We start from the raw sequence: 25479 nt of genomic DNA, 5'->3' as shown, positions 1-25479 counted from the left end.
CGTCCGGGGTCACTGCGTGAGAGGGCACCGTGAAGCCTGCAGAGGGGCGCTCCAGCGTAGAATAGAATCAGTATGACTACGGAGAACACAGCGCCGGCGCTCGCGGCGGCCACCCTCGCACACACCACGGGGCGCGTCACCATCCCCGCAGACATGGACCCGATCGTGGTCCTCGGCGTCGCAGACCAGGTCCTGCGCGCCCTCGAACGCGGTTTCCCGCACGTCCGCTTCCTCGTCACCGGGCGCGAAATCTCCCTGGCAGGCACCCAGGCTGACATCGACGTGGCCGCGGGCCTCCTCGAAGAACTCATCGGCATGGCCCGGCGCGGAACCGCCCTGGACGCCGCCGCCGTCGAGCAGGCCATCGGGCTGCTCGGACGCCTGACCTCCGGCGAGGCCCCCACGGAGGAAATCCTCTCCGCGCGCGGGCGATCGATCCGCCCCAAGACCCCCGGCCAGAAGGCGTACACGGACGCCATCGACCGCGCGACCGTCGTCTTCGGCATCGGCCCCGCGGGCACGGGCAAGACCTACCTGGCGATGGCCCAGGCCGTTCGCCGCCTCCTCTCCGGCGAGGTACGCCGCATCGTGCTGACCCGCCCGGCCGTTGAGGCGGGGGAGAACCTCGGCTTCCTTCCCGGCTCCCTCACCGACAAGATCGACCCCTACCTGCGCCCGCTCTACGACGCGCTTGGCGACATGCTCGACCCCGAGGCCCTGCCCAAGCTCATGGCCGCCGGAACGATCGAAGTCGCGCCCCTGGCGTACATGCGTGGACGCACCCTCAACGACTCTTTCATCATCCTGGACGAGGCCCAAAACACCACGGTCGGCCAGATGAAGATGTTCCTCACGCGCCTCGGCTTTGGCTCCAAGGTCGTCGTCACGGGCGACGCCTCGCAGGTCGACCTGCCGGGCAGCCAGACCTCGGGCCTGTCTGTCGTCGAAAGCATCCTCGGCGACATCGATGACATCGAGTTCTGCCACCTGACCAGCGCCGACGTCGTGCGCCACGAGCTGGTCGGCGCAATCATTGATGCCTACCAGCGCTTTGACGATCGAAACGCCGCGCGTCGCGCACGCACGCGCAGCCACAACACCGCACGCAGGGAGTACACGTCATGACTGAGGTCATCAACGAGACCGACTACGAGATCAACGAAGCCGAGTTTTCCGCGCTGGCCGACTACGTGCTCGACCAGATGCACGTCAGCTCCGACGCGGAAGTCAACATCATCTTCATCGAGCCCGAGCCGATGGAGGACCTGCACGTGCGTTGGCTGGACCTGCCCGGCCCGACCGACGTCATGAGCTTCCCCATGGATGAACTGCGCCCCGGCACGGCGGATCACCCCACGCCTCCCGGCATGCTCGGCGACATCTGCATCTGCCCCAAGGTCGCCGCGCGCCAGGCCGCAGAGTCCGGCCACAGCGCCGCCGAGGAGATGCTGCTCCTGGCCACGCACGGCATGCTGCACCTCCTGGGATACGATCACGCGACCGACGCGGAGCGCGAGGTAATGTTCGCGCTCCAGCGCAAGCTCCTGCTGACCTTCCTGGCCACCCGATGATCCTTCCTCTTGAAGCGTCCCCGGCCTCGTCACCGCTGGACGTGCCCTCCGTCGCGCTTCTGATCCTCGCGATCATCGCCCTGGCCTCGGCGTCCTACGCGCAGAGCATCGAGCAGGCTATCCAACGCCTGACCCTGGCCGGCGTCGAGGACCTCATCGAGGAAGAACGCAGGCACGCGCGCGTCCTCTACGGGCTCGTGGATCGCCGTCGGCGCACCCTGCTGTCGCTGCGTGCTTTCCGTACGTTCTGGCAGGTCGTCTACGCGGTCATGGGCACGATCGTCCTGGTCGGCACGAACCTGCCGTGGTGGGCCGTCGCCCTCATCGCCGTCAGCGTGATCGCAGCCATCCAGCTGGTCTTCGTCTCCTTCCTGCCCGCCCAGTGGGGCGCGCGCAACCCCGAAGGCATCGCCCTCGTTGGTACCAGGCTGGCTGACCGCCTCGCGCGCCTGAGTCACCTCGCGGACCCGCTGCTGACCCGCGTGCGCTCCTCTCGCCCCGCGCCAGAACCCACCGAGGCCCAAGCGCGCGCCGAGCTCATCTCCGACCTGCGTGAAATCGTCGACGAGGTCGGCGAACCCGAGAGCTTCGAGGAAGAGGACCGCGACATGGTCCGCTCCGTCCTCGACCTGGGGCACACGCTCGTGCGCGAGGTCATGGTGCCGCGCACCGACATGGTGACCATCGACGCCGACACGCCCGCCCCCTCCGCGCTGCGCCTCTTCGTGCGCTCCGGATTCTCGCGCGTGCCCGTCGTCGGCGACGACGTGGATGATATCCGCGGCATCCTGTTCTTCAAGGACCTCGTCTCGCGCTGGGAAGCCACGGGCGGACAGCTCGACATGCGCGCCGAGCAGATGATGCGCCCCGCCGAATATGCCGTCGAAATGAAGCCCGCTGACGACATGCTGCGCCAGATGCAGGCCGAGCGCTTCCACATGGCGATCGTCATCGACGAGTACGGCGGCGTCGCAGGCCTGGTCACGCTCGAGGACATCCTCGAGGAAGTCGTCGGCGAGCTGACCGACGAGCACGACCGCCACGCCATCGAACCCGAAGAAGTCGAGCCGGGCGTGTGGCGCGTGCCCGCACGTTACCCGATCTCCGAACTGGGCGAGCTCCTCGACCGTGAGATCGAGGATGAGGACGTCGACTCCGTCGGCGGCCTGCTCGCCAAGGCCATCGGTAAGGTCCCCCTGCCCGGCGCGACCGGCACCCTCGCTGGCGTCATGATGACCGCCGAAGAGGCACGCGGACGCCGCCGCCAAGTCTCCACGATCCTGTGCCGCCTCGACCCCGACGCGCAGCCCCTGACCCCCGACCACAACCCCGCCGACGACAAGGACAACTGACATGCGATTCCCCTCCGACGACGAACTCATGGCCGGCCCCAACGCCTTCGGGGACACGCGCATTGAGGTCGAACCCGATGCGGCCGACCCGGAAGCCGACGCTCGCGCGCAGATCGACGCCGGCCTCGGCGAAGATAACGAGGACGAGGCCGGGGCTGAGTCCGGCGATGAAGAGGACTTTGACGACTCCGAGGAAGACGAGGACGAGGAAGAGTACGAGGACCTCGAGGGCCTGGAGGACGAGGATGATGCCGACCTCGACGCCTTCGAGGCGCTGACCTCGCTCGCATCCCTGCGCGAGGACGCGGCTGCGACCATCGAAATCCCGGACTTCCCCGAGGACTACCGTGCCGGCTTCGTGTCGATCGTCGGCCGCCCCAACGTCGGCAAGTCGACCCTGACGAACGCGCTGGTCGGACGCAAGATCGCGATCACCTCGGGCCGCCCCGAGACCACGCGTCACAACATCCGCGGCATCGTGCACGGGGATAACTACCAGTTGGTGCTCGTGGACACTCCCGGATACCACCGTCCGCGCACGCTGCTGGGCAAGCGCCTCAACGACATGGTGCGCGAGGCTCTTTCCGAGGTCGACGTCGTGCTCTTCTGCCTGCCCGCCGACCAGCGCATCGGCCCCGGCGACCAGTTCATCGCCCGCGAGCTGCGCGGCATCAAGCGCCCGATCATCGCGGTGGCGACCAAGTGCGACGCCGTGCCGCGCGACCGCGTCATGAAGCACCTGCTGTCGATCGAGAAGCTGGGGGAGTGGGCGGCCATCGTCCCCGTTTCGTCCGTGGAAGGCAAGGGCATCGACCACCTGCGCGAGGTGCTTGCCGAGACGGTGCCGCTTTCGCCGCCGCTCTACCCCGACGGCGACGTCACCGACGAATCGCGCGACACCCTCATCGCCGAATTCATCCGCGAGGCAGCCCTGGAGGGTGTGCGCGACGAGCTGCCGCACTCCCTGGCCGTCCAGGTCGAGGAGATCATCGAGAGGCCGCGCCGCGAGGGCGACGACCGCCCGCCGATGCTTGACATTCACGTGAACGTCTACGTCGAGCGCGACTCCCAGAAGGCCATCATCATCGGCCGAAAGGGTTCGCGGCTCAAGCAGATCGGCACGCAGGCCCGCGCTCACATCGAGGAGCTGCTGGGCAGGCGCGTCTACCTCGACCTGCACGTGCGCACCGCCAAGGACTGGCAGTCCGACCCCAAGATGCTGGGACGCCTCGGCTTCTGATATGCCCAGCGTCATTCGCGTGCGCGGCGCCCGTGTCCACAACCTGAAGAACGTGGACGTCGACGTTCCCCTGAACGCGTTCGTCGCGGTCGCGGGTGTGTCCGGGTCGGGCAAGTCCTCCCTGGCCTTGGGCACGCTCTACGCCGAGGGATCGCGGCGCTACCTGGAGTCCCTGGCGACCTACACGCGCAGGCGCATCTCCCAAGCTGCGAAGGCCTCGGTGGACGAAGTCGCTCACGTACCTGCTGCGCTCGCGCTGCGCCAGCGCCCGGGCGTGCCCGACGTGCGCTCCACCTTCGGCACGGCGACGGAGCTTCTCAACCACCTGCGCCTCCTGTTCTCGCGTGCGGGTTCCTACCTGTGCCCGAACGGGCACCGCGTCCCGCCCTCGCTGGGCGTTGCCCTGGAAGTGCCCCTGACGTGCCCGCAATGCGGGGAGTCCTTTGACGGCCTCGGCGCGGAGGCGATGGCCTTCAACTCAGCCGGCGCGTGCCCGGTGTGCGAGGGGACGGGCGTCCAGCGCGTCGTCAACCGTGCGTCCCTCGTGCCCGACCAGTCCCTCACCATCGACGAGGGTGCGGTTTCCCCGTGGGGGTCTCTCATGTGGAAGCTCATGAAAGACGTCGCCCGCGAGATGGGCGTGCGCACGAACGTGCCCTTCCGGGATCTGAGCGATGCCGAAAAGACAATCGTCTACGAGGGGCCCGCCGAAAAACGCCACATCGTCGTCGCCACCAAGACCGGTGGCGCGGAGCTGGACTTCACCTACTTCAACGCGGTCGCCACCGTCGAGAATGCCCTGTCGAAAGCGAAAGATGAGAAAGCGCTCGCCCGCGTCGACAAATACCTCATCACCCGCACGTGCCCGGCATGCGACGGCACACGCCTGGGGGAGCGGGTGCGCTCGACGCTCATCGACGGCATCGACCTTGGCGAGGCCTCTCGCCTGAGTCTCACGGAACTGCGCGACTGGGTCCAGCGTGTCCCCGGCCTCGTCCCGGAGGAAGTGGCGCCCATGGCCCGCGTCATCGTCGACGAGATGACCGAGCCGATGGATCGCCTCGTGGAGCTTGGCCTGTCCTACCTGTCCCTTGACCGCGCGTCCTCGACGCTGTCCAATGGCGAGCGCCAGCGCGTGCAGCTCGCCCGAGCTGTGCGCAACCGGACGACCGGTGTCCTCTACGTCCTCGACGAGCCGACAATCGGCCTGCACCCCTCCAACGTCGACGGTGTCCTATCGATCATCCGTGAGCTTATCGCCGACGGAAACTCCGTTGTCGTCGTCGACCACGACACGCGGGTCCTGGGGGCCGCCGACCACCTCATCGAGATCGGCCCGGGAGCTGGCGCGGACGGCGGTCGCGTCATCTTCCAGGGCGCCATCGACGAGGCCTCCCACGCCCCAGCCTCCCGCATCGGCCCGTACATGGCTGGGGTGCGTCGGGTTAAGCGTGCGGCCGGGGAGTCAGATCGGGGCGCGGACGTCGATGGGCGCGGCGCGATTCACCTGGAGACCTCGCAGATACACACGGTGCGGCCCCTGAGTGTGGACATTCCCATCGGCTCGCTGACGGCCGTTACGGGCGTGAGCGGGTCGGGTAAGACGACGCTCGTCCTGGAGTCGCTGGTTCCCGCGCTGCGTGCGCGCTTGGCTGGCGAGTCGCTGCCCGCGCACGTGCGCGACGTGGATGCTGGTGGTCTGTCGCGGGTCAACCTGATTGACGCGACGCCCATTGGCGTGAATGTGCGCTCGACTGTGGCGACGTACTCTGGCGTGCTGGACGAGCTGCGCCGGGCCTTTGCACGCACGGAGGAGGCGCAGGTGGCCGGGCTGAAACCCGGTGCCTTCTCCTACAACACGGGCTCGCTGCGTTGTCCGACCTGCGATGGGACCGGGCAGATCACCCTGGACGTTCAGTTTCTGCCCGACGTTGACATCGAGTGCACCGAGTGCCGGGGGAGCCGTTACGGCGCGCAGGCGGCATCGATCCGCCGTGATGGGTTGAGCCTGCCCGACATCATGGCGATGAGCGTCGACGAGGCCCGGGTTGCCGTGCGCGGTCTGAAGAAAGCGGGCGCGCTCTTAGAAACGCTGTCAGGCCTAGGTTTGGGCTACCTGACGCTCGGAGAGGCAACACCTGCTCTGTCCGGCGGCGAGGCGCAGAGACTCAAGTTGGCCTCGGAGATGGGACGGCGCCAAGACGGGACGCTGTTCGTCTTCGACGAGCCGACCATCGGCCTGCACCCCGACGACGTGCAGGTCCTCCTCGACGTGTTGCAGCACCTCATCGAGCGGGGAGCGACGGTCCTCGTCATCGAGCACGACCTGGACCTGATCCGTTGCGCCGACTGGGTCATCGACATGGGACCGGGCGGCGGCATGGAAGGCGGGCGCATCATCGCACAGGGGACGCCGACCGATATTGCAGCCAACGAGGCTTCGGTGACGGGCCGCTACCTGCGCTGACGGGGTTATCATTACGGGCTCGGTGTCCTGTGCTCGGGTTGCTTGTGGGCGGGAGGTCACTCGGTTTGCCTGTGCCGCGTTTGTTCTTGTGTGTTGGGGCGCTGCACCCGATCCGTAGGCAATGCACCTCTTCTGTTCGGGTGCAGTGCCCCAGATCGGGTGCAGCGCCCCAGATCGGGTGTAGTGCCCCGCGCTTCTGGCAGTTGTGGTGGTGCCGGGGATGTGGGCGCCTTCTGAGAGTTGCCTTCTGCTTGGGGTTTTTGTGGCCTCGTGTTGTGGTTCCTCAGAAATGTCGCATGCAATTCCCGTGCGAACACTTCAAACATTGAAATCATATCGTTGGAATTGCAACGTTTTGGGGCGCTGTAGAATGTTTGGATATCCGAATTGCATGCGACTTATGGTTGATGAAGTGCCTCAGGCGAACTTCTGTGTGCGGACTTCGGCCCACGACACTGTCCACGATCCCCGGGTCGCTTCGACCTGTCCGGCTCAGCTGCGTTGCCGCGGTTTGCGGTGCCACCCGTAGGACCCAGCTGCCATGCCCCGGGACAGAACGGTTCATAAAGAAGGCATAATGCAGTGCCCGGCTGCCACGCGGCAGCCGGGCACTCCTGCGTCGTGATCAGATCACTTGACGATGACGACTCGCAGGAAGCGGGGGCCGTGCACGCCGTTGACGCGGACCAGCTCGATGTCGGAGGTCGCCGAACCGCCGGCGAGCCAGGTCATCGGACGGCTCGGGTTCTTGCCGAGAATATCGACCGCCTGGGGCACCGTGGGGACGATGTCGGAGGCACGCAGAACGACAACGTGCGTGTCGGGCACGAGCGTGATCGCGCGGCGCCCCTGGTCGGGCTCGCCATCGAGGACGATGGTGCCGGACAGGGAGATAGCGACGCGGCAACGCGTGACGACGGCGTCGATCTTGTCGAGGTCCAGCGTCGCAATGGCCTGTTCGCGGCTATCCTCGCGCACCGTGCGGCCGTCGCGGGCTGCGGCCTTCTTGAAGACGTCATCCAGGCCCGAGGGAACCACGACGGAGGTGGCCTCCTTGTCCGCCAGGAACTTCGAGACCGCGTCGGCGGCCTCGTCGTCGCTGGAGACCACGACGACCTGCGCGGAGTAGTCCTCGAGCGTCTCGATCATTTCCTCGATGACCGCGTCAGAACCGGGCGCGTGCTCGGTGGAGCGGATGTAGTCGCGGGGGATCGGACGCACCGGACGGTCCTGCTGGGAACGAGAGATGGCGTCGCGTGCGCGAGCCAGGATCGCGGTCTTCGCGTCCATGGTGGTGGTGCTCATGTCACGCCTCCTTCGGGGTCGTGTTGGTGGTCATGCCGTGCTCGGACGCGAGCGGGATACCTGTCGCGGGGGCGTCCGTGCGAGGCGCGTTGGCGTCGGAACCCTTGTGAGTGCGCTTCCACCACTGACGGAAGGTCTCCTTGGGAGCGACCGGCAGGTCGCGCGCGCGGGTCCACAGCGAGGCCGGGAAGGGTAGCGCGCCAATGGCGCCCTTCTTCGCGAAGAGGCGCGTCGCCTTGGTCGGCATGTTCGCGGCCTTCCACAGCTTTGCGTTCGACATGACCGGGGTGGTCACGCCCATCGCGAGGTCCCACACGTCGGGCACCAGGTTGCGCTTGACGTCGACCGTGCGCGCACGCATGTGAATGAGGATCGTGGGGATATCGATCTTGACGGGGCAGACCTCGCCACACGCACCACACAAGGAGGACGCGAAGGGCAGGGTGTGCACAGGATCGTGCTCGTCGAGGCCCTGAGTGAGCTGCGGGGTCAGGATCGCGCCGATGGGGCCCGGGTAGACGGAGCCGTAGGCGTGGCCGGAAGTGTGCTGGTACACCGGGCAGATGTTCATGCACGAGCCACAGCGGATGCAGGCGAGGGCCTGGCGGCCGATCGGGTCGGCGAGGACCTTGGTGCGGCCGTTGTCCATGAGGATCAGGTGGAATTCCTGGGGGCCGTCGCCGGGGGTGACGCCCGTCCACATGGAGGTGTAGGGGTTCATGCGCTCGCCGGTGGCGGAACGAGGCAGGAGCTGAGAGAAGATCTCGATGTCCTGGAAGCGGGGGACCAGCTTCTCGATGCCCATCAGGGTGATGAGCGTGTCGGGCAGGGTCAGGCACATGCGGCCATTGCCCTCGGACTCGAAGATCGAGACGGTGCCGGTTTCCGCGACGCCCATGTTGGTGCCGGAGACAGCGACCTTGGCGTGCAGGAACTTCTTACGCAGGTGGGAGCGTGCCGCGGCGGTCAGCTCGGTCGGGTCGTCGGAGAGGTCGCGAGGAGCGTCCTCCATGCGATCCAGGAAGATGCCGCGGACCTCGGAACGGTTGCGGTGGATCGCGGGGACCACGATGTGGCTGGGCATGTCGTCGGCCAGCTGGACGATCATCTCGGCGAGGTCAGTCTCGCGAGCGTGAATACCCTGTTCCTTCAGGTACTCGTTGAGGTTCGTCTCCTGGGTGGCCATGGACTTGACCTTGACGATCTCGTCGACACCCTTGGACTTGATGATGTCCGCGATGATGCGGTTGGCCTCGTGCTTGTCGCGAGCCCAGTGGACGATGCCACCGCGAGCGGTCACGTTGCGCTCGAACTCTTCGAGGAGCTCGGGCATGCGGGACTCGACCTCGAACTTGACGGCCTCGGCTGCGCTGCGCAGGTCCTCCCAGTCGGGCATTTCCGCGACGCGCTGTCCGCGCTTGGTGCGGATCGTGCGGGTGGCGTGGCCCAGGTTGCGGCGCATCTGCGTGTTCGCCAGGGTCTTGCGAGCGCCCTGCGGGAACGTGGGACCCCAACGGAGGGTGTCCTCGGGGATGGACACGGTGGTGCGCCAGCCGCCCGTGTGTGCCTGTGCGTTCGCGTCGTCAGAGACCACGCCGGGCATACCGATGAATGTTTCAGACATGTCAGATCACCTGTGCGCTTTCGGGTGCGAAGGAGATGTTGCCCTCGAAGGGCTGGTCCTTAGTGGATGCCAGGATCTCGGCGATGTGCATGGGGCGGATGCCCGAGTTGAGACGCGAGAGGCCGCCACCGACGTGCATGAGGCAGGAGTAGTCGCCCATGACGAGGACCTCGGCACGGGTGGACATGACGTTGGTGACCTTGTCCGCGAGCATCGACGTGGAGGTCTCGGAGTTCTTCATGGCAAAGGTGCCGCCGAAACCGCAGCAGACCTCGGCGTCGGGCAGATCAACGAGGGTCAGGCCCTCAACGGCGCGCAGGAGGCGGTAGGGGCGGTCGCCGACCTTGGCGACGCGCAGCGAGTGGCAGGTCGGGTGGTAAGTGACCGTGTGAGGGAAGTACGCGCCCACGTCCTCCAGGCCCAGCACGTCGGTGATGAGCTCGGTGAGATCGTAGGTGTGTTCGGCGATGCGCTGGGACTGCTTCGCGAGTTCCTTGTCACCCACGTGCTCGGCGACGACCTTCTGCTCGTGGCGCGCTGCACCGGTGCAGGAGCCGGAGGGGACGACGATGGCGTCCCACTGGCCGTCGAGCACGGGCTCGAAGGTCTTGACGTGGTTGCGGGTGATCTTCGCGGCGTCTTCGAAGTAGCCGGTGTTGGCGTGCATCTGGCCGCAGCAGACCTGGTCTTCAGGGAAGACGACCTCGTGGCCGAGGCGTTCCAGCAGGGTCACTGTGGCCTGGGCAGCCTGGGGGAACATAACGTCTGCCAGGCAGGTGGAAAAGAGAGCGATGCGCACTGGGGGATCCTTCCTCGTGGGTGCTGTCCCACCCAGGTTATGGCTAGGTCTGAGGTCCCAGCATGCGTTTTTGTTCAGACAGTGTGCGCAAGGTTGTTTTACCCGCCATTTATCGCGGAAAAATCGCCCACAATGATCAGTGAAAAACAGCGTCTTATCGGGCGTTTTAGGGCCTTCGAGACGCGACTTAGCTCAGGGTGAGTTTTCGTTTTTCGGTTTTGCGATGGTTTTGTGTGCGCAAGAGGTCGCCCCGGCCTCGTTCTTGATTGAACTGACTTCCGTCTCGTGGGGCATCGACAGTGATGCGGGGAACGGGTGCCTTGCTGAAAAGGTATTGGGTCGGACCTAGCTGCGTGTGAGCTTGTTGCTTAGCGGCATTGCACTACTTGGGGCAGCATTGCACTAGATAGTAGGTGGTGCAATGCCCTCGTAACTAGTGCATTGCTGTCGTAACTAGTGCATTGCCTCCGGGCGCCGCGCCTGGTGCTGGCCGGTTAGGTGCGGCCGCTGTCAGCCCCACGATGAGACTTGTTGCCGATGAGGTGTTCCACCCGATCGGGAAGATTCAACCCCTTCTGATCGGGTTGAATCTTCCCGATCAGGTTGAATCCTCCCTAATGGGTTGAATACGTGTCTTTAACGTTAACGTACTAGGCGTTGAGGCCATCGCCGGTGACGATAATGAGATTGCAGTCGGCAGAGACAGCAAACTCGCGGATCTCGAACGATCCCCATTCTGAATAGATGGCTCCTGGATCGGTACCGAGGACCTTATTTGCAACGGCTGGGTCAACGGTTGTGAAAGAGCAATCCTCAGGTACGTACGTGTACAGGAGGGGGTGGATGCCGGGCAGCAACGAAGATTCGCCGATGCTTTTGTCGACCAGCATGGTGATCGTCGTGTCGGGGACCTCGGCGACACCGGTCAGCCAGAATTGGCGATCCGGCGTCGGCTGCCAGGAGGCGCCATCCCGAAAATGGGCTACGAGGACGTGGCCGTCGGTCGCTCCCAGTTTGGGTATGCGCTCGTTGAATGAGTCGACACGCTCCTGTACCTCCAGCTTGTCATCGGTCTCATACTTGAACTCGGCGAAGCGGGGGTCTTGCGGGTAGGGAGTCGGATCAGCTGTCGGCCTGTTCCAGGGTGTGAAGGGGTTACAGGCGGCGCCGAGCGCAGCGACCGCAAGCAGCGGCACGAGGGCTGTGAGTGGGAGCTTCATGGCTGTCTTTAACCTCGGTGTACTAGGCGTTGATGCCATCGCCTGTGACAATGATGAGGTTGCAGTTAGCGGAGACCGCGAACGACTGGATCTTGAACGAGCCCCACTCCGAGTAGATGTCTGCTCGATCAGCACCGAGGACCTTGTTGGCGACGTCAGGGTCAACTGTTGTGAAAGAACATTCCTTGGGTACGTACTCGTACAGGCTGGGGTGGATGCCGGGCAGCAACGAAGATCCGCCGTTGTTGTCGTCAGTGAGCATAGCGATCGTCGTATCGGGGACCGTGGCGACACCGGTCATCCAGTATTGGTAGTCGGGTGCCGGTAGCCAGGATCCGTCCCGGAACCGGGCGACAACGACGTGCCCCTCGGTCGCTCCCAGTTCGGGTATACGTCCGTTGAATGAGTCGACACGCTCCTGTACCTTCACCGCTTCATCGGTTTCATACGTGAACGTAGCGAAGCGTGGGTCCTTCGGGTACGGAGGTACCAAGCACGCCGAGCACAGCATGGTGACGGCGACGAGGGCAATGATGCCTCGCCCGAGAGCTGTTGTCCGCAGCCGAGGAACTCGCAAGGAAAACCTGTTGCTCACTGTCGTCTCCTTCCGGTGCTTGTCTTGGGAGCCTACAAGGGGGAGGTCCCGGGAAGCAACCTGCCTCCCGGGACCTCCGATCACATGCGCGGCAATGATCAGTGCGGCATGTAGGCGCCGAGCCAGCCCTGGGATGCGATGAACACGAGGGTGCACAGGACCAGGAGCAGACCGACCGAGTAGGGGGCGGCCTTCTTGAGGATCTCCGCGTCGGAACCCTTTGAATCGACGGCGGTCGCGGCGATCGCGAGGTTCTGCGGGGATACGATCTTGCCGATGCCGCCGCCAATGGTGTTGGCGGCCAGCAGGATGGACGGGTCGAGGCCCGCACCAGCCGCGGCGGTCGACTGGAGGTTCGCGAAGAGCGCGCCCGCCGAGGTCGCCGAACCGGCAACGGCCGTACCGATCCAGCCCAGGATGGGGGAGAGGAATGCGAAGGCCGCGCCCGTCGTCGCCAGCGCGGCGCCGATCGAGGTGGTCTGGCCCGAGAAATTCATGACGAAGGCCAGAGCCATGACGGAGGCGATTGTCAGGATCGCCATGCGCAGCGAGTAGATGGTGCGCGGCAGGACCGCGAACATCTCACCCACGGAGGTCTGGAAACGGCCGTTCGAGGAGTTTGTCCCGTACACGATGGCGACAATGATGCCGGTGACGAAGATCCAGGTGCCGGGGTTGGACAGGATCTGCAGCGAGTAGATTGCGGCGGTCGAGGGTGATCCGTCGCCGGTTAGCAGGTTGCCGTAGATGCCGGGCCACGGGATCTTCACGTCCGTCGATGAGAAGAAGGCCGCGACCGGCTTGGCCAGCTTCGTGATCGCGATGATGACGACGACGAGGACGTAGGGCAGGAGCGCCAGGCTGATGCGCGAGCCGGTGGGCTTGTCGGCCTCGTCTGCCTCGGTCGCACACTCCGCGGGGGTGGTCGGCCCCCACGCCAGCAGGAACACGTAGCAGGCGGCGAATCCGAGCAGGGAGGCGACGACAGCGGTCAGCTCGTAGGAGATCGAGGGAGTGAAGAAGTGACCGGCACCGGCAGCTGCACCGGCAACGATGGCGAGGGGCCAGAGCTGGCGTACGCCGCGCCCGCCATCGAGGATGAACAGCAGCAGGAAGGGGATGAACAGACAGAAGATCCACGTCAGGTGCCCCATGTCGCCGGCGACGACGACGGGGTCCGCGCCGCCGAGCTTGCCGGCGGTCGTCGTGGGAATAGCCATGGCGCCGAAGCCGACGTTGATGGCGTTGCCGACGACGGCCACGACGGCTGCCTTGATCTTCGGGACGCCGAGGGTCACGAGCATCGCGCAGGTGATGGCCACGGGAGCGCCGAAGCCAGCCAGGCCCTCGAGAAGGCCGCAGAAGCACCAGGCGACGATGAGGGCCTGGGCGCGCTGGTCGCCTCGGCCGATCGTGTTAAAAACGGCCTTCAGGTCGGCACTGCGGCCCGACTTTTCGGTGAGGTTGTAGAGCCATACGGCCGCGATGATGATGTAGATGATCGGCATGAAGCCCATCGCGGCGCCCTGCGTGCCGGCCAGGAGGGCCATGCCGACGGGCATATGGAACGCGAGGACGGCGATGCCCAGGGACAGCACCAGGGAGATGATCGAGCACCAGTGGGTGGCGACCTTGAAGACGCCCATAAGGACGAAGAAGACGACGAGCGGGAGAAGCCCGACGACGGCTGTCAGGAAGACGTTGCCCGCGACTGCAGTTGTCGACGGGGTGAAAGATTGGGCGAACAACAGGGGGGTCATGGATGCTCCGCGCGTCGGTGTGTGGGACATTGGACCTAATCATCATGACATATGAACGGGGTGACGCACATAATTTTGGGTGTTTTCTGTGCGCTGTACGTGACCGGCATCGCGCCGCATCTCACGTCCAGTATGCGCAGCGCCTGCTCGCGGGCGGTTCCTCGTCGATAAACTACGAAGCGTGAAGACTACATCCGCTGTTCCCGTTCCCTCCGGCTCGCGTATGCCGATCCGTAAGTATCGGCCGTTCCTTGATACGAATCCGATCGATCTGCCGGATCGCCAGTGGCCCTCCAAGCGCATCACGAAGGCGCCGCGCTGGATGTCCACCGACCTGCGCGATGGTAACCAGGCCCTCATCGAGCCGATGGATCCTGCTCGCAAGCGTCGCATGTTCGATCTGCTCATCAAGCTGGGGTATAAGGAGATCGAAATCGGTTTCCCCGCGGCCTCGCAGACCGACTACGACTTCGTGCGCTCCCTGATCGAGGACGACGCGGTGCCCGAGGACGTGACGATCTCGGTGCTCACGCAGTCTCGCCCGGAGCTGATCGAGCGCACGGTCGAGGCCATGGTTGGCTTCCCGCGCGCGACGGTGCACCTCTACAATGCCACGGCCCCCGTGTTCCGCGAGGTCGTCTTCCACGCTGATAAGGCGCAGACGATTGAGCTGGCCCAGTCCGGTGCGCGCGAGATTATTGCGCAGGCTGAGAAGCGCCTGGGCGATGAGACGATCTTCGGATTCGAGTACTCGCCCGAGATCTTTGTGGACACTGAGCTCGATTTCGCCCTCGAGGTCTGCGAGTCCATCATGGACGTCTGGGAGCCGGGCGAGGGACGCGAGATTGTCCTGAACCTGCCGTCCACGGTCGAGCGTGCGACCCCGAACGTGTTCGCTGATCAGATCGAGTGGATGAGCCGCAACCTGAGCCGCCGTGAGTACGTGGCGCTGTCCGTGCACCCCCACAATGACCGCGGGACGGGCGTGGCGACGGCCGAGCTCGCGCTGCTGGCGGGTGCGGATCGTATCGAGGGCTGCCTGCTGGGTCAGGGTGAGCGCACCGGCAACGTCGACCTGCTGACGCTGGGTCTGAACCTGTTCAGCCAGGGTATCGATCCGGGCATCGACTTCTCGGACGTGGATGCTATCCGCCGCACGGTGGAGTACTGTACGCAGATGGAGACCTCCCCGCGTGCGCCCTACGTCGGCGACCTCGTCTACACGAGCTTCTCCGGTTCGCACCAGGATGCGATCAAGAAGGGCTTCACCGCCCGCAAGGCCAAGGTCGACGCGGCCGGCGGCGACGAGGAAGCGGTCGTGTGGGAGCTGCCCTACCTGCCGATCGACCCGCACGACGTGGGCCGCTCGTACGAGGCCGTGGTGCGCGTGAACTCGCAGTCCGGCAAGGGCGGCGTCGCCTACCTCATGTCGACGGCACACGCCCTTGAGCTGCCGCGTCGCCTGCAGGTGGAGTTCTCTCGCATCGTCCAGCGCCACACGGACACCTACGGCGGCGAGATTAACGCGGATCTGCTGTGGCAGATCTTCGCCGACGAGTACCTGCCGACGAACGCTGCGCCGGGCCTGGAGTCGTGGGGTCGCTTCGATCTGCGCTCCTCGCAGGTGGGCACCATGGATGATGAGCATGTCGAGCTCAATGCGACGCTCACCGACAATGGCGAGGTCGTCAAGGTCCACGCGCAGGGCAAGGGTCCGATCGACGCGTTCGTGTCCGCGCTGCACGAGTTCGACCTGGATGTGCGCATCCTCGACTACTCCGAGCACGCGATGAGCCAGGGCCGTGATGCGCGCGCTGCCGCCTACGTGGAGGCGGCCGTGGATGGCCAGATCGTGTGGGGCGTCGGCATCGACTCCTCGATCACTCGCGCGTCCTACAAGGCCGTCATTTCGGCGGTGAACCGCGCCCTGCGCTGAGCGCGCGCGACAACGAGAAGGACCCCGGCCTCGTTCATGGTGACGAGGCCGGGGTCCTTCGTATGCGTCAGTGCCCTCAGGAGGTGGGCCCTCAGGAAACGGGGGAGTGTGCGAAGAGCTCGAGGCTGCGACGTACCTGCCCGGCGAGGATGCGGGAGATGCGCTCCGTGAGGAGGGTGGGATCAGCGCTCATGTCGGAGGCGAGCCACTGGGAGACGTGTCCGAGCACGCTGAGCGTGAAGTGCTCGGTGATGAACTCACGGTCGTCGGGGCGCACGGTCAGATCGTTGCTGTAGTGGTCGACGATGGGCTCCATGACGGCGCGCAGCTGCTTGTAGAGGAAGACCTGGAGATCTTCCGTGGACAGGGTTGAGACGACGGAGCGCGTCTCTTCGGGGTGAACTTGCATCCATGTGAGCATGGCGAGCAGTCCCTTGGACCAGTCCTCGTGGGTGGAGTGGGCGTCGATCTGGTTGGCAACCTCGCGCTTGAAAACCCAGACGGTCAGGTCGCGGATGTCGGCGAAGTGGTAGTAGAAAGCCTGGCGGGTCACGCCGGCGGTGCGCGTGAGGCCGGAGACGGTCACCTTCGACAGGGGGACGGTCTGGAGTGCGTCGCGCAGGGCGTGCGCGAGCATCGTTTTCGCATCGGTGTGGGGCATCGGAGATCCTCGTCGACATGAAAAGAGGGGTTACGAGCAAACTGTACAGGCTGAATCGCGGATCTGCGAAATTTCAGTGCAATGTGCGGCTGACCAATTGTATAGCTCAGATTGGCTTGTATGCATCCGGAAACGTCGTTCTTGGGTGGTGGAGTGTATGGTTCAGCCCCGGCCTCGCTATCTGGACGAGGTCGGGGCTGAGAAGGCTGCGTGTCTGTCCCTGTGCGGTTGGTGGGAATAACCGCGTTACTTGGCCAGGCGAGCCAGGGCAGGGGTGGTCTGGTCGGTCATGAGCACTCGCATGCGAGCAATCGCGAGCGAGGGGTTGACCTCGAGGCCGGAGAGCATCCACTGTCCCATGTGGGCGGTGGTCGCCAGGGCGAAGTGCTGGGCGACGACGTCGCGCGCTGTAGCCGAGGCGGAGCCGGGCAGGCGGGACTCGATGAGCTCCTGGATGTGAGAGGTCAGGAACGCCCACAGGTCGTTCGGCTCGATGGTCTTCATGGCCGAGGCGGTCTCGTCGCGATGGTTGTGCATCCAGGTCATGGTGGCCTCGATAGCGTCGAGCCATTCTCCCGAACTGGCGGTCAGGCGGGATGTGACTTCCTCGCGGAAAACCCAGGCGTTGAGGTCGCTCAGTGAGTTGAAGTGGTAGTAGAACGCTTGACGGGTGACCCCAGCGGAACGTGTCAGCGCGCTGACAGAGATCTTTGACAGGGGGGTCTGGGTCAGTGCCTGACGCAGTGCAGTGCCAAGCTTTTCGCGGGCATCGATCGGGGGTGCCATCTGTATCCTTCCTTCGACGGTTATGAGTAAACCATAACCAGTTACGAAGAAACTATCTACTCGAAAACTACTTGCCGGCTGTGTAACCGACCACGCTGTCAGTTTCTCATATATTGTTGTCAGCGCCCGTCTGAGGGCTTGTCGGTGGATGTGACAGTGCACTTCACAATTGATTTCGCGCCCTGCGATGGACGCGGGCATCACGTCACTGCGACTGTGCCGACGTGACACAATGTTCGTGTGATGAAGTCCTATCGAGACGAGGCGATCGTCCTGCGCACCCACAAGCTGGGCGAAGCGGATCGCATCATCACGCTCCTCACCGCTGAGCATGGCCAGGTGCGTGCCGTTGCCAAGGGCGTGCGCAAGACGACCTCCAAGTTCGGTGCGCGCGTCGAACCTTTCTCCGTCATCGACGCCCAGCTCCATCGTGGCCGCACCCTCGATACTCTGACCCAGGTTGCGTCCATCGCCCAATACGGTGACGCGATCGCCGCCAACTACGACCTCTACCTCGCGGCCACCGTCATCGTTGAGACCGCCGAACGCCTCACGACGGATGCGCAGGACGGCACGCATTCCCAGTACTTGCTCCTCCTCGGCGCACTCAACGCCCTCGCGAGGGGACGCCACGACCCGACCCTCATTCGTACCTCGTACACGCTGCGCGCTCTCGCCCTGGCCGGATGGGCGCCCTCCTGTTTCGACTGCGCCGTGTGCGGCACCAAGGGACCCCATTCCTCGTTCTCCATCCCCGATGGAGGCACCGTCTGCGACACCTGTCGTCCGCCCGGTGCCTCCTCGCCCGCGCCCGACACGGTGGCCCTCCTCGGCCAACTGCTCAGCGGCGACTGGGAGCACGCCGACCGCTGCGAACCCTATGCGCGCACCGAGGCCTCGGGCATCATCTCCTCGTACACTCAATGGCATCTGGAACGCCGCCTGCGCTCGCTGAGCGTCATCGATAGGAGTCACCCATGACAGATCTGCGCCCCACTCCTATGGACCGCGCCCCGCAAGACCCCACCGCGCCCCTGCTCGGACCGGGCCAATGGCACCGTGAGGCGCCCGTCTTTCGCAAGGGAGAGGAACCCGCGCACGTCGCCCTCATCATGGACGGAAACGGGCGTTGGGCCAACAGTCGAGGCCTGGCGCGCACCGAAGGACACCGCGCCGGGGAGTACGCCCTTATGGACACCATCGCCGGTGCGATCGACGCGGGCGTGCGCTACCTGAGCGTCTACACGTTCTCGACCGAGAACTGGAAACGCTCGCCTGCGGAAGTCTCCTTCATCATGAACTACGCCTCCGACGTGCTCGCCCGCCGCACCGACCAACTGGCCCAGTGGGGAGTGCACGTGCGCTGGAGCGGGCGCCGACCCAAGCTGTGGAAGAGCGTCATCAACGCGCTGGAAAAGGCCGACCGTGCGACCTCACACTGCAAGACCCTCGACCTCATCATGTGCGTCAACTACGGCGGTCGTGCCGAGCTGGCGGACGCCGCCAGATCCATCGCCGAGGACGTCGCGGCCGGGCGCCTGAGCCCGCGCGGCGTCACCGAAAAGACACTGTCGCGCCACCTCTACCTGCCAGACGTTCCCGACGTCGACCTCATGATCCGCACGTCGGGCGAACAGCGCCTCTCCAACTATCTGCTGTGGCAGATGGCGTACGCCGAAATGATGTTCGTCGACACGCCCTGGCCGGCCTTCGACCGTGAAGAGCTGTGGGGGTGTCTGGAAGAGTTCGCGGGCCGTGATCGTCGCTTCGGCGGCGCGATCGACCGTGTCGCCAGCTCCTAGTCGTTATCCGCACTGTCTGGCGCGAGCGCGGCGTTCACCGCGGGGCGCTTGCGGCGGCCCCACGCAATCTTCGCGGCGATCAACGTGGCGATGAGGGCGAGGCCCGCCCACCCCCAGGGGGAGCCTGCAACTGCGCGGATCGCGGCCGCAAAGACCGCGAGCGTGCCCAGGCCATACAGGAGAGCCCAGAGGATGCACCCCGGGATCATCGCGAACGTGTAGGTGCTCCAGCGCATGCGTACGAGTCCTGCGCCCGCGTTGACGGCGGTCTGGATGCCGACCGTCAGGAAGCACAGGGGAATGACGATGATTCCCCACTTGTCCAGGATGGCCGCGCCCTTGCGGGGAATGGGGCCGTCGAACCAGCGTGCGACGGCGCCGACGAAACCCTGACGCCCGTTCGCTCGAACCGCGCCCGAGGCGGCACCTCGCGCCAGCCAATAGGTGAGCTGGGCGCGGAAGAGAACGACCACGAAAAGGAAGACGAAGAGCCAGATGCCCTCGCGTGCGAAGGCGGGGACCATGGAGTCGATACCGGCGGCAAACATGACGCTCCCAGAGTGAGGCTCAGCAAACGAAGCCTATCCTAACCTGCGAGGTGGGGTGCAGAAAAGGCCTGGGAGTGTATCCGCCTCCCAGGCCTCTTCGTGGATGTATCGCGCCGTTAGCCCTTGGCGCGGCAGGAGCTGCACACGCCAAACAGTTCCAACGAGTGCTCAACGTCGCTGAACCCGTGCGCGGTTGCGACAGACTCCACCCACGACTCAATCTGCGACTGCTCGATCTCCTCGGTGAAACCGCATTCGCGGCACACCAGGTGGTGATGATGATCGTGCGTCGTGCACGAGCGGTAGAGGGCCTCGCCGTCGGAGGAACGCAGCGTGTCAACCCGTCCGTCCTCCGCGAGGCTCTGGAGCGAGCGGTAGACGGTCGCCAGCCCCACGCGCTGCCCCTGACCGTGCAGGTCTTCGAAGATCTGTTGGGCGCTGCGGAAATCGCTGACGCGCGTGAGCTCGTCGAGGACTGCTTGACGCTGCTTCGTCATGCGCTGCATGGTGTTCCCTCCGTCGTCATGCGTCTGCGTGAGCGGTCTGTTCGTGCTCAGGGTGCTGGTTGTGGCCACGTGCCGCGCGAATCCTGCGCACCCTGCGGACACGATCCACAATAGCCCTGATCCCGAAACCAATCGCGTACAGAGCGATGGCTCCCACAACAATCGTTGCGCCGGGGGAGAGGTCGACGAAGTAGGTCAGGGACAGGCCCGACGTGCAAATGATGACGCCCAGAGCCATCGCGATGCCCATCGTTGAGCGGAATGAACGCGCGCCCAGCTGCGCGATGGCGACGGGGATGACCATGAGGGCGCTGACGAGCAGCGATCCGACGACGCGCATCGCAACGGCGACGGTCAGCGCCGACAGAACCGCGATGAGGAGGGACAGCGTGCGCACGGGCAGACCCGTCGAGCGCGCGAAGTCCTCGTCGTTGGTCACCGAGAAGAGCGCGGGAGCCAATCCCACGCCGAGGGCCACGATCGCGATCCCGAGGATCGTGATGAGCGTGATGTCGCTCCATCGCACCGTCGAGATTGACCCGAAAAGGTAGGAATTGAGCTGCGCGGAGGTGCCTCCCGCCAGGCCGATCAGCAGGACACCGCCGGCGATGCCGCCGTAGAACAGCATGGCCAGGGCCGTGTCCCCGGACGTGCGACCGCTCTGGCGCACCAGCTCAATCGTGATCGCGCCGAGCAGTGAGATGATCACCGCACCTGGGATCGCCCACGAGTCGGCCGGGCTCACGTTCGCGAACGTGCCGACCAGCCAGCCGAGCGCGACGCCGGTCAGCGAGATGTGCCCGATGCCGTCTCCGAGCATCGCGAGCCTGCGGTGCACGAGATACGTGCCGATGATTGGGGCGGTGAGGCCCACGATGAGGGCAGCCAGCAGCGAACGCTGCATCATCGGCGAGGACAGGAGGGTCGTCAGTGCGTCAATCATGCGTCGCTCCCGTCTAGATTCCGCTCACGAGGCCGTGGTCGGTCGGCGTGGCCCCGGGCTCGATGGTGGGGTGGCAATGGTCGCCGCCACCGTGGTGTTGTTCGTGGTCGTCCTCGATGTGGGGTGGGCCGTCGTAGGAGACGTGACCCGCGCTGATGTGCAGCTCTCGGTCGAGGAGGGGGCCGAGCTCGCCGAGCTCGTGCAGGACGATGAGGATCGTCGTCCCCTCCGCCTTGGCCTCGGCGACAATCTGCGCCAGGCGTGCGCGCGAGGCCGCGTCAATTCCGGCCATTGGCTCATCCATGATGAGCAGTTCGGGACGGCGAACGAGGGCGCGGGCGATGAGGACGCGCTGCGCCTGTCCGCCCGACAGAATATTCAGGGGGGAGTGAGCGCGGTGAGCCATGCCGACGCGTTCGAGGGCGGCCAACGCCTTCGCGGTGTCGCCCGGAAGCGCCCACAGTCGACGAGGTCCGAGCAGCCCGGAACGAACGACCTCGATCGCGCTGGCGCTGATCGCGCCGCCCGAGGAGATGCGCTGGGGCACGTAGCCGATCCTGTTCCAGGGGACGCGGCGACGGGTGGTGACCGAGTGACCAAAGAGCCGGGCGTCGCCGCTGGTGATGGGCGCCGTGCCGAGCAGGGCCTTGAGGGTCGTGGACTTGCCGGAGCCGTTCGACCCCGTGATCGCGACGGTCTGGCCTGCGGGAATGCTGAGCGAGATGCCATGCAGGATCAGGTCTGTATCCCAGGCCACGTGCAGATTATCGAGACGCACGACGGCGGTCGCCTCCGCGTGGGAGGCTCCCGCCGTCGTGGGGATGTCAGTAGTTGTCACTGGCAGTCAAGAGCTTTCGTCAGAGCATCAATGTTGGAGTTCATCGTTGCAGCGTAGTCCTTGGACGCGTCGGTCTGGGACTCGATCGGATCCAGGACGGCCGTCGTGATGCCGAGGTCGTCGGCCAGGGTCTGAGCGACCTTGGGGTCGATGAGGGCCTCGGTGAAGATCGTCGTCACGCCCTGGTCCTTTGCGATCTGGGCGATCTCGGCCAGGCGTGCCGGGGAGGGGGAGGACTCGGGGTCGAGGCCGGAGATGCCCACCTGGGTCAGACCCGTGCGATCCGCGAGGTAGCCGAAAGCGGTGTGGGCGGTCACGAACGTCTTAACCTTGCAGGTCGAGGTCCTGGAAACGAGGGTATCGCCCAGCGTGGTCAGTTCCTCGGAGAGGGCCTTCGCGTTGGCCTTGTAGGTGTCCGCGTGGGCGGAGTCAGCCTCGGCGAGCTTGTCGCCCACCAGCGTCGCGGCCTTCGCCATGCGCACGGGGTCCAGCCAGAAGTGCGGGTCCGCGCTCATGTCGTGGTGGTGCTCGTGGCCTTCGTGGTCATGACCTTCGTGGTCGTGGCCTTCCGCCTCGCCGGACTGGGCCTCGTCGGTGCCCTCTTCCTCTTCCTCGGCGGGGTGGTTCGCGTCCGTACCGGCTTCAACGAGCTCTGCGGCGGGGGAGACGTCAATGACGGTCTTGGGGGCCTGCTGCTCGATGGCCTCGTCGACCGCACCCTGGAAGCCCGCGAGGTAGACGACCGCGTCCGCGGAGGACAGGGAGTCGACCATCTTGGGGGAGAGCTCAAGGTCGTGAGGCTCTGCGCCGTCCGGGGTCAGCGAGGTCACGGTGACGTGGTCGCCGCCGATCTTCTCGGCCAGGTACTTCAGGGGGTAAAAGGACGCCATGACGGTCAGGGTCTCGTCCTTGGAGGAGCTACCAGAGGATGAGGCCGTGGAAGTACAGGCGGACAGGGCGAGCGCAGTGGCGGCTGCGCAGGCGGCAGCAAGGATTCTCTTCGACATGAGAATCATTCTCTTTGCAATTGAGAATCTTTGTCAAGTCATTCTCGGAGATCGGACCCCGTTGCGAGTGCTAGTGCGCGTGCCCGGTCGATCCTCGCACGATCAAATCGGGCGAGAAGACGTAGTCGGCGTGCGTGGGCACATAGTCGGGCGTATGCAGGGCTTCGAAGAGGCTGCGCACCGCCGATGAGACGATCGATGGGACGGGCTGATGGATCGTTGTCAACGCCGGATCCAGGTGACCCATGAGGAACGAATCGTCAAAGCCGATCACTGAGATGTCGCCCGGGACTGACAGGCCGAGTGAGGTAATCGTGCGGATTGCGCCGAGGGCCTGGAGGTCAGAGCCGGTGATAATCGCTGTGGCGCCGCGCTCGAGGAGCGCGTGCGTGTGGGCGGCCGCGGCCTCGTACGTGTAGAAGGTTTCTTCGATGATGGGGGAGTGGTCACCGATCAGCTCGCCCATCACCTGGGTAAAGGCTTCGGCCTTGCGTAGGGCCGGGACAATGTGCGTGCGTCCCGTCAGGAGAGCGATGCGCGTATGTCCCAGCTCGTACAGGTGCGTCACTGCTGCGCGGATGCCGAGCGCGTCCCCTGTCGAAAAGTCGGGAGCCGCGACCTCCGGGCGGGCGCCATTGATCGTTACGAAGGGGATGTCGCGAGCGATGACGTCATGGTATGGCGCGAGGTCCGCAAGCAGGTCAGCATGTCGACCGGAGACAAAGATGAGTCCGTTCACGCGGTGTTCGATGAGCGAGGAGAGGTGATCGAACTCGGACGTCGCTCCCGGTGTCTGCGAACGGATGAGGCAGATGCCGCCCGCGCGAGAAATCTCTTCCTGGAGGTGGTGGGCGAAGGACGCGAAGATCGGATTCGTGAGCTCCGGCACGATGACGCCGATCGTTGGCGTGCTCGGTGTGCGCTCGGCGGCCGGGCGATCGTATCCCAGCTCGTCAATCGCGGTCAGGACCCTGCGGCGGGTATCTTCGGAGACCTGTCCAACGCCGTTGAAAACGCGTGAAACAGTTGCGGTTGAGACGCCAGCGTGCATGGCGATATCGGCCATGCTCGTGCGATTTTTCGTCATCGACTCAACGCTCCTTTGGGTCTTCGCGCGCGGCTGTTTCCTTATAAATGTAACAGCTTGCACACAATTGCGAAAATTGTTGCAGAAACAAAATCGGGGGTATTACAGTGAGTCCTGTAGCTGGTCGCTGATGGTGGCGACCACCTGACCAACACAGGAGTAATAATGCGACGTGGCATCGCAGCACTCGGCGTCATCGCGGCGGCTACCGCCCTGGCCGCCTGCAACAACGGCACGACGTCCTCTTCCTCGTCCTCTGACAACAGCAACGATGCGGCGGCAACGCTGACGATCTGGGCGGATGACACCCGCTTCACGCAGGTTGAGACCATCTCCCAGGACTTCACCGCTAAGACTGGCGTGAAGGTGGATGTCGTTCAGAAGTCCGAGTCGGACATGGACCAGGAGTTCACCACCCAGGTCCCCACCGGCAACGGCCCCGACCTGATCGTCATGGCCCACGACAAGCTGGGTGCGCTCGTCTCTAACGGTGTCGTCGCTCCCGTTGACCTGGGTGAGGCTAAGTCCCAGTTCGCCGACGTGGCGGTCAAGGGCGTGACCTACAACGGCCAGACCTACGGCGTTCCCTACGCCATCGAGTCCGTTGCCCTGGTGCGTAACAACGCGCTCACCAAGGACGAGCCCAAGACCTACGACGACATGATCGCCTCGGGTAAGACTGCCGGCAAGCAGTACCCCTTCGTCATCCAGATGGGCACGGAGGGCGATCCCTACCACTTCTACGGCTTCCAGACCTCCTTCGGCGCCCCGGTTTTCAACACGAACGCTGACGGCGAGTACACCTCGGAGCTGGCTATGGGCGGCTCCGGCGGCACCGATTTCGCCAACTGGCTCAAGGCTCAGGGTGACGCGGGCATCATCGCTCCGTCCATCACCGCCGATATCGCCAAGCAGGCCTTCCTCGATGGCCAGGCCCCCTACACGGTGACCGGCCCCTGGAACGTCGCCGCCTTCCGCGAGGCTGGCATGGACGTGTCCGTCCTGCCGATCCCCTCGGCTGGCTCGCAGGCTGCTCAGCCCTTCGTTGGCGTCCAGATGTTCTACCAGAGCGCCAAGTCCGCCAACCCGGTTGCCGCCAAGCAGTTCTTCAACTACCTGGCCACCCCCGAGGCTCAGACTGAGATGCAGAAGCTCGGCGGTCGCGCCTCCGCGATGCCCTCCGTTGCGCAGGCTTCGGACGATCAGGACATCAAGGACTTCTCGAAGGTCGCCGAGTCCGGTGCTCTCGCTCCCGCGATCCCCGCAATGGGTTCCGTGTGGAACTTCTGGGGCCAGACCGAGGCCAACATCGTGAGCGGCGCCGAGGCTCCTGCCGACGGCTGGGCGACGATGATCACCAACATCAACAACGCGATCGCCTCCAAGTGATCGTGAGCGCCGGGCGCTAGCCGCCCGCGCGCAACGCGCTCGC

Annotated in this window: 23 protein-coding genes; 9 read left to right on the top strand and 14 right to left on the bottom strand. The window is 65.1% G+C overall.

Annotated features, from left to right (window positions below):
* Positions 1–72: 72 nt before the first annotated feature.
* From HMPREF1478_RS06670 to HMPREF1478_RS06650, 5 genes are read left to right on the top strand one after another with little or no spacing between them, the layout of a single operon-like run.
* Positions 73–1125 (top strand): PhoH family protein, encoded by a 1053-nt coding sequence (locus HMPREF1478_RS06670; protein ID WP_016461312.1) that lies wholly within the window; start codon positions 73–75, stop codon positions 1123–1125.
* The gene (gene ybeY / locus HMPREF1478_RS06665; protein WP_016461311.1) at positions 1122–1571 is read left to right on the top strand and encodes an rRNA maturation RNase YbeY; all 450 of its coding nucleotides are present in this window, start codon (positions 1122–1124) and stop codon (positions 1569–1571) included. The genes HMPREF1478_RS06670 and ybeY overlap by 4 nt, the downstream gene beginning before the upstream one ends.
* A complete protein-coding gene (locus HMPREF1478_RS06660) occupies positions 1568–2923 on the top strand; it encodes a hemolysin family protein (protein WP_016461310.1) in 1356 nt (451 codons plus the stop codon). The genes ybeY and HMPREF1478_RS06660 overlap by 4 nt, the downstream gene beginning before the upstream one ends.
* A 1-nt stretch (position 2924) precedes the next feature.
* Positions 2925–4163 carry a GTPase Era gene (gene era, locus HMPREF1478_RS06655; protein WP_016461309.1) on the top strand — a complete coding sequence of 413 codons (1239 nt, stop codon included), beginning with the start codon at positions 2925–2927 and terminating at the stop codon, positions 4161–4163.
* A 1-nt stretch (position 4164) separates the two neighbouring features.
* On the top strand, positions 4165–6630 hold the full coding sequence (locus HMPREF1478_RS06650) for an excinuclease ABC subunit UvrA (protein WP_016461308.1): 2466 nt from the start codon (positions 4165–4167) through the stop codon (positions 6628–6630).
* A gap of 630 nt (positions 6631–7260) precedes the next feature.
* On the opposite strand, the gene HMPREF1478_RS06645 is transcribed toward HMPREF1478_RS06650, so the two are convergent.
* The 6 genes from HMPREF1478_RS06645 to HMPREF1478_RS06620 all read right to left on the bottom strand — a co-directional run bounded on the left by HMPREF1478_RS06645 (position 7261) and on the right by HMPREF1478_RS06620 (position 13933).
* On the bottom strand, positions 7261–7935 hold the full coding sequence (locus tag HMPREF1478_RS06645; RefSeq protein WP_016461307.1) for a LutC/YkgG family protein: 675 nt from the start codon (positions 7933–7935) through the stop codon (positions 7261–7263).
* Between the two features lies 1 nt (position 7936).
* Complete coding sequence (locus HMPREF1478_RS06640; RefSeq protein WP_016461306.1) at positions 7937–9559, bottom strand: LutB/LldF family L-lactate oxidation iron-sulfur protein; 1623 nt, start codon at positions 9557–9559, stop codon at positions 7937–7939.
* A gap of 1 nt (position 9560) precedes the next feature.
* On the bottom strand, positions 9561–10358 hold the full coding sequence (locus tag HMPREF1478_RS06635; protein WP_016461305.1) for a (Fe-S)-binding protein: 798 nt from the start codon (positions 10356–10358) through the stop codon (positions 9561–9563).
* A gap of 650 nt (positions 10359–11008) precedes the next feature.
* Positions 11009–11578: a hypothetical protein gene (locus HMPREF1478_RS06630; RefSeq protein ID WP_016461304.1), complete on the bottom strand. Its 570-nt coding sequence runs from the start codon at positions 11576–11578 to the stop codon at positions 11009–11011.
* Between the two features lie 22 nt (positions 11579–11600).
* Entirely contained in the window at positions 11601–12173 is a 573-nt protein-coding gene (locus HMPREF1478_RS06625) for a hypothetical protein (protein WP_016461303.1), read from the bottom strand.
* A gap of 98 nt (positions 12174–12271) precedes the next feature.
* Positions 12272–13933 (bottom strand): L-lactate permease, encoded by a 1662-nt coding sequence (locus HMPREF1478_RS06620; protein ID WP_016461302.1) that lies wholly within the window; start codon positions 13931–13933, stop codon positions 12272–12274.
* Positions 13934–14114: 181 nt separating this feature from the next.
* Here HMPREF1478_RS06620 and leuA point away from each other — a divergent pair, with 181 nt between their 5' ends.
* On the top strand, positions 14115–15869 hold the full coding sequence (gene leuA, locus HMPREF1478_RS06615; protein ID WP_016461301.1) for a 2-isopropylmalate synthase: 1755 nt from the start codon (positions 14115–14117) through the stop codon (positions 15867–15869).
* A 91-nt stretch (positions 15870–15960) separates the two neighbouring features.
* Here leuA and HMPREF1478_RS06610 read toward each other — a convergent pair whose 3' ends face one another.
* The gene (locus tag HMPREF1478_RS06610) at positions 15961–16530 is read right to left on the bottom strand and encodes a TetR/AcrR family transcriptional regulator (protein WP_016461300.1); all 570 of its coding nucleotides are present in this window, start codon (positions 16528–16530) and stop codon (positions 15961–15963) included.
* 246 nt (positions 16531–16776) lie between these two features.
* On the bottom strand, positions 16777–17316 hold the full coding sequence (locus HMPREF1478_RS06605) for a TetR/AcrR family transcriptional regulator (protein ID WP_016461299.1): 540 nt from the start codon (positions 17314–17316) through the stop codon (positions 16777–16779).
* 243 nt (positions 17317–17559) lie between these two features.
* Between HMPREF1478_RS06605 and recO the strand changes: the two genes are divergently transcribed.
* Positions 17560–18297, top strand: a complete 738-nt coding sequence (recO, locus tag HMPREF1478_RS06600) for a DNA repair protein RecO (RefSeq protein WP_016461298.1) — start codon at positions 17560–17562, stop codon at positions 18295–18297.
* Positions 18294–19118, top strand: coding sequence for an isoprenyl transferase (locus HMPREF1478_RS06595; RefSeq protein ID WP_016461297.1), 825 nt, complete (start codon positions 18294–18296; stop codon positions 19116–19118). The genes recO and HMPREF1478_RS06595 overlap by 4 nt, the downstream gene beginning before the upstream one ends.
* Here the strand turns inward: HMPREF1478_RS06595 and HMPREF1478_RS06590 are convergent.
* The 6 genes from HMPREF1478_RS06590 to HMPREF1478_RS06565 form a co-directional block, all read right to left on the bottom strand.
* Positions 19115–19666: an SNARE-associated domain-containing protein gene (locus tag HMPREF1478_RS06590; protein ID WP_016461296.1), complete on the bottom strand. Its 552-nt coding sequence runs from the start codon at positions 19664–19666 to the stop codon at positions 19115–19117. The genes HMPREF1478_RS06595 and HMPREF1478_RS06590 overlap by 4 nt on opposite strands.
* A gap of 116 nt (positions 19667–19782) precedes the next feature.
* A complete protein-coding gene (locus tag HMPREF1478_RS06585; RefSeq protein WP_016461295.1) occupies positions 19783–20172 on the bottom strand; it encodes a Fur family transcriptional regulator in 390 nt (129 codons plus the stop codon).
* 16 nt (positions 20173–20188) lie between these two features.
* Positions 20189–21115: a metal ABC transporter permease gene (locus tag HMPREF1478_RS06580; protein WP_016461294.1), complete on the bottom strand. Its 927-nt coding sequence runs from the start codon at positions 21113–21115 to the stop codon at positions 20189–20191.
* Between the two features lie 13 nt (positions 21116–21128).
* Positions 21129–21953, bottom strand: a complete 825-nt coding sequence (locus HMPREF1478_RS06575; RefSeq protein WP_016461293.1) for a metal ABC transporter ATP-binding protein — start codon at positions 21951–21953, stop codon at positions 21129–21131.
* A complete protein-coding gene (locus HMPREF1478_RS06570; RefSeq protein WP_034475306.1) occupies positions 21950–22969 on the bottom strand; it encodes a metal ABC transporter substrate-binding protein in 1020 nt (339 codons plus the stop codon). Before HMPREF1478_RS06570 ends, HMPREF1478_RS06575 begins: the two co-directional genes overlap by 4 nt.
* Before the next feature lie 61 nt (positions 22970–23030).
* Positions 23031–24047, bottom strand: coding sequence for a LacI family DNA-binding transcriptional regulator (locus tag HMPREF1478_RS06565; protein WP_016461291.1), 1017 nt, complete (start codon positions 24045–24047; stop codon positions 23031–23033).
* Between the two features lie 165 nt (positions 24048–24212).
* Here HMPREF1478_RS06565 and HMPREF1478_RS06560 point away from each other — a divergent pair, with 165 nt between their 5' ends.
* Positions 24213–25436 carry a sugar ABC transporter substrate-binding protein gene (locus tag HMPREF1478_RS06560; protein WP_016461290.1) on the top strand — a complete coding sequence of 408 codons (1224 nt, stop codon included), beginning with the start codon at positions 24213–24215 and terminating at the stop codon, positions 25434–25436.
* Positions 25437–25479: the final 43 nt, after the last annotated feature.

The organism is Actinomyces sp. HPA0247 (genome assembly GCA_000411415.1).
Taxonomy (GTDB): Bacteria; Actinomycetota; Actinomycetes; order Actinomycetales; family Actinomycetaceae; genus Pauljensenia.
The sequence above is the reverse complement of the archived record's forward strand: the minus strand, read 5'-3'. Positions and strand labels throughout refer to the sequence as shown.

Excerpts from the sequence above, each read along its gene's own strand:
- HMPREF1478_RS06585 (WP_016461295.1), bottom strand. The coding sequence starts at position 20,172 with ATGCAGCGCATGACGAAGCAGCGTCAAGCAGTCCTCGACGAGCTCACG.
- ybeY (WP_016461311.1), top strand. The coding sequence starts at position 1,122 with ATGACTGAGGTCATCAACGAGACCGACTACGAGATCAACGAAGCCGAG.
- HMPREF1478_RS06565 (WP_016461291.1), bottom strand. The coding sequence starts at position 24,047 with ATGACGAAAAATCGCACGAGCATGGCCGATATCGCCATGCACGCTGGC.
- HMPREF1478_RS06630 (WP_016461304.1), bottom strand. The coding sequence starts at position 11,578 with ATGAAGCTCCCACTCACAGCCCTCGTGCCGCTGCTTGCGGTCGCTGCG.
- HMPREF1478_RS06590 (WP_016461296.1), bottom strand. The coding sequence starts at position 19,666 with ATGTTTGCCGCCGGTATCGACTCCATGGTCCCCGCCTTCGCACGCGAG.
- HMPREF1478_RS06560 (WP_016461290.1), top strand. The coding sequence starts at position 24,213 with ATGCGACGTGGCATCGCAGCACTCGGCGTCATCGCGGCGGCTACCGCC.
- HMPREF1478_RS06605 (WP_016461299.1), bottom strand. The coding sequence starts at position 17,316 with ATGGCACCCCCGATCGATGCCCGCGAAAAGCTTGGCACTGCACTGCGT.
- HMPREF1478_RS06640 (WP_016461306.1), bottom strand. The coding sequence starts at position 9,559 with ATGTCTGAAACATTCATCGGTATGCCCGGCGTGGTCTCTGACGACGCG.
- HMPREF1478_RS06580 (WP_016461294.1), bottom strand. The coding sequence starts at position 21,115 with ATGATTGACGCACTGACGACCCTCCTGTCCTCGCCGATGATGCAGCGT.
- HMPREF1478_RS06645 (WP_016461307.1), bottom strand. The coding sequence starts at position 7,935 with ATGAGCACCACCACCATGGACGCGAAGACCGCGATCCTGGCTCGCGCA.
- era (WP_016461309.1), top strand. The coding sequence starts at position 2,925 with ATGCGATTCCCCTCCGACGACGAACTCATGGCCGGCCCCAACGCCTTC.
- HMPREF1478_RS06620 (WP_016461302.1), bottom strand. The coding sequence starts at position 13,933 with ATGACCCCCCTGTTGTTCGCCCAATCTTTCACCCCGTCGACAACTGCA.
- HMPREF1478_RS06610 (WP_016461300.1), bottom strand. The coding sequence starts at position 16,530 with ATGCCCCACACCGATGCGAAAACGATGCTCGCGCACGCCCTGCGCGAC.
- HMPREF1478_RS06595 (WP_016461297.1), top strand. The coding sequence starts at position 18,294 with ATGACAGATCTGCGCCCCACTCCTATGGACCGCGCCCCGCAAGACCCC.
- recO (WP_016461298.1), top strand. The coding sequence starts at position 17,560 with ATGAAGTCCTATCGAGACGAGGCGATCGTCCTGCGCACCCACAAGCTG.
- HMPREF1478_RS06670 (WP_016461312.1), top strand. The coding sequence starts at position 73 with ATGACTACGGAGAACACAGCGCCGGCGCTCGCGGCGGCCACCCTCGCA.
- HMPREF1478_RS06650 (WP_016461308.1), top strand. The coding sequence starts at position 4,165 with ATGCCCAGCGTCATTCGCGTGCGCGGCGCCCGTGTCCACAACCTGAAG.
- HMPREF1478_RS06570 (WP_034475306.1), bottom strand. The coding sequence starts at position 22,969 with ATGATTCTCATGTCGAAGAGAATCCTTGCTGCCGCCTGCGCAGCCGCC.
- HMPREF1478_RS06660 (WP_016461310.1), top strand. The coding sequence starts at position 1,568 with ATGATCCTTCCTCTTGAAGCGTCCCCGGCCTCGTCACCGCTGGACGTG.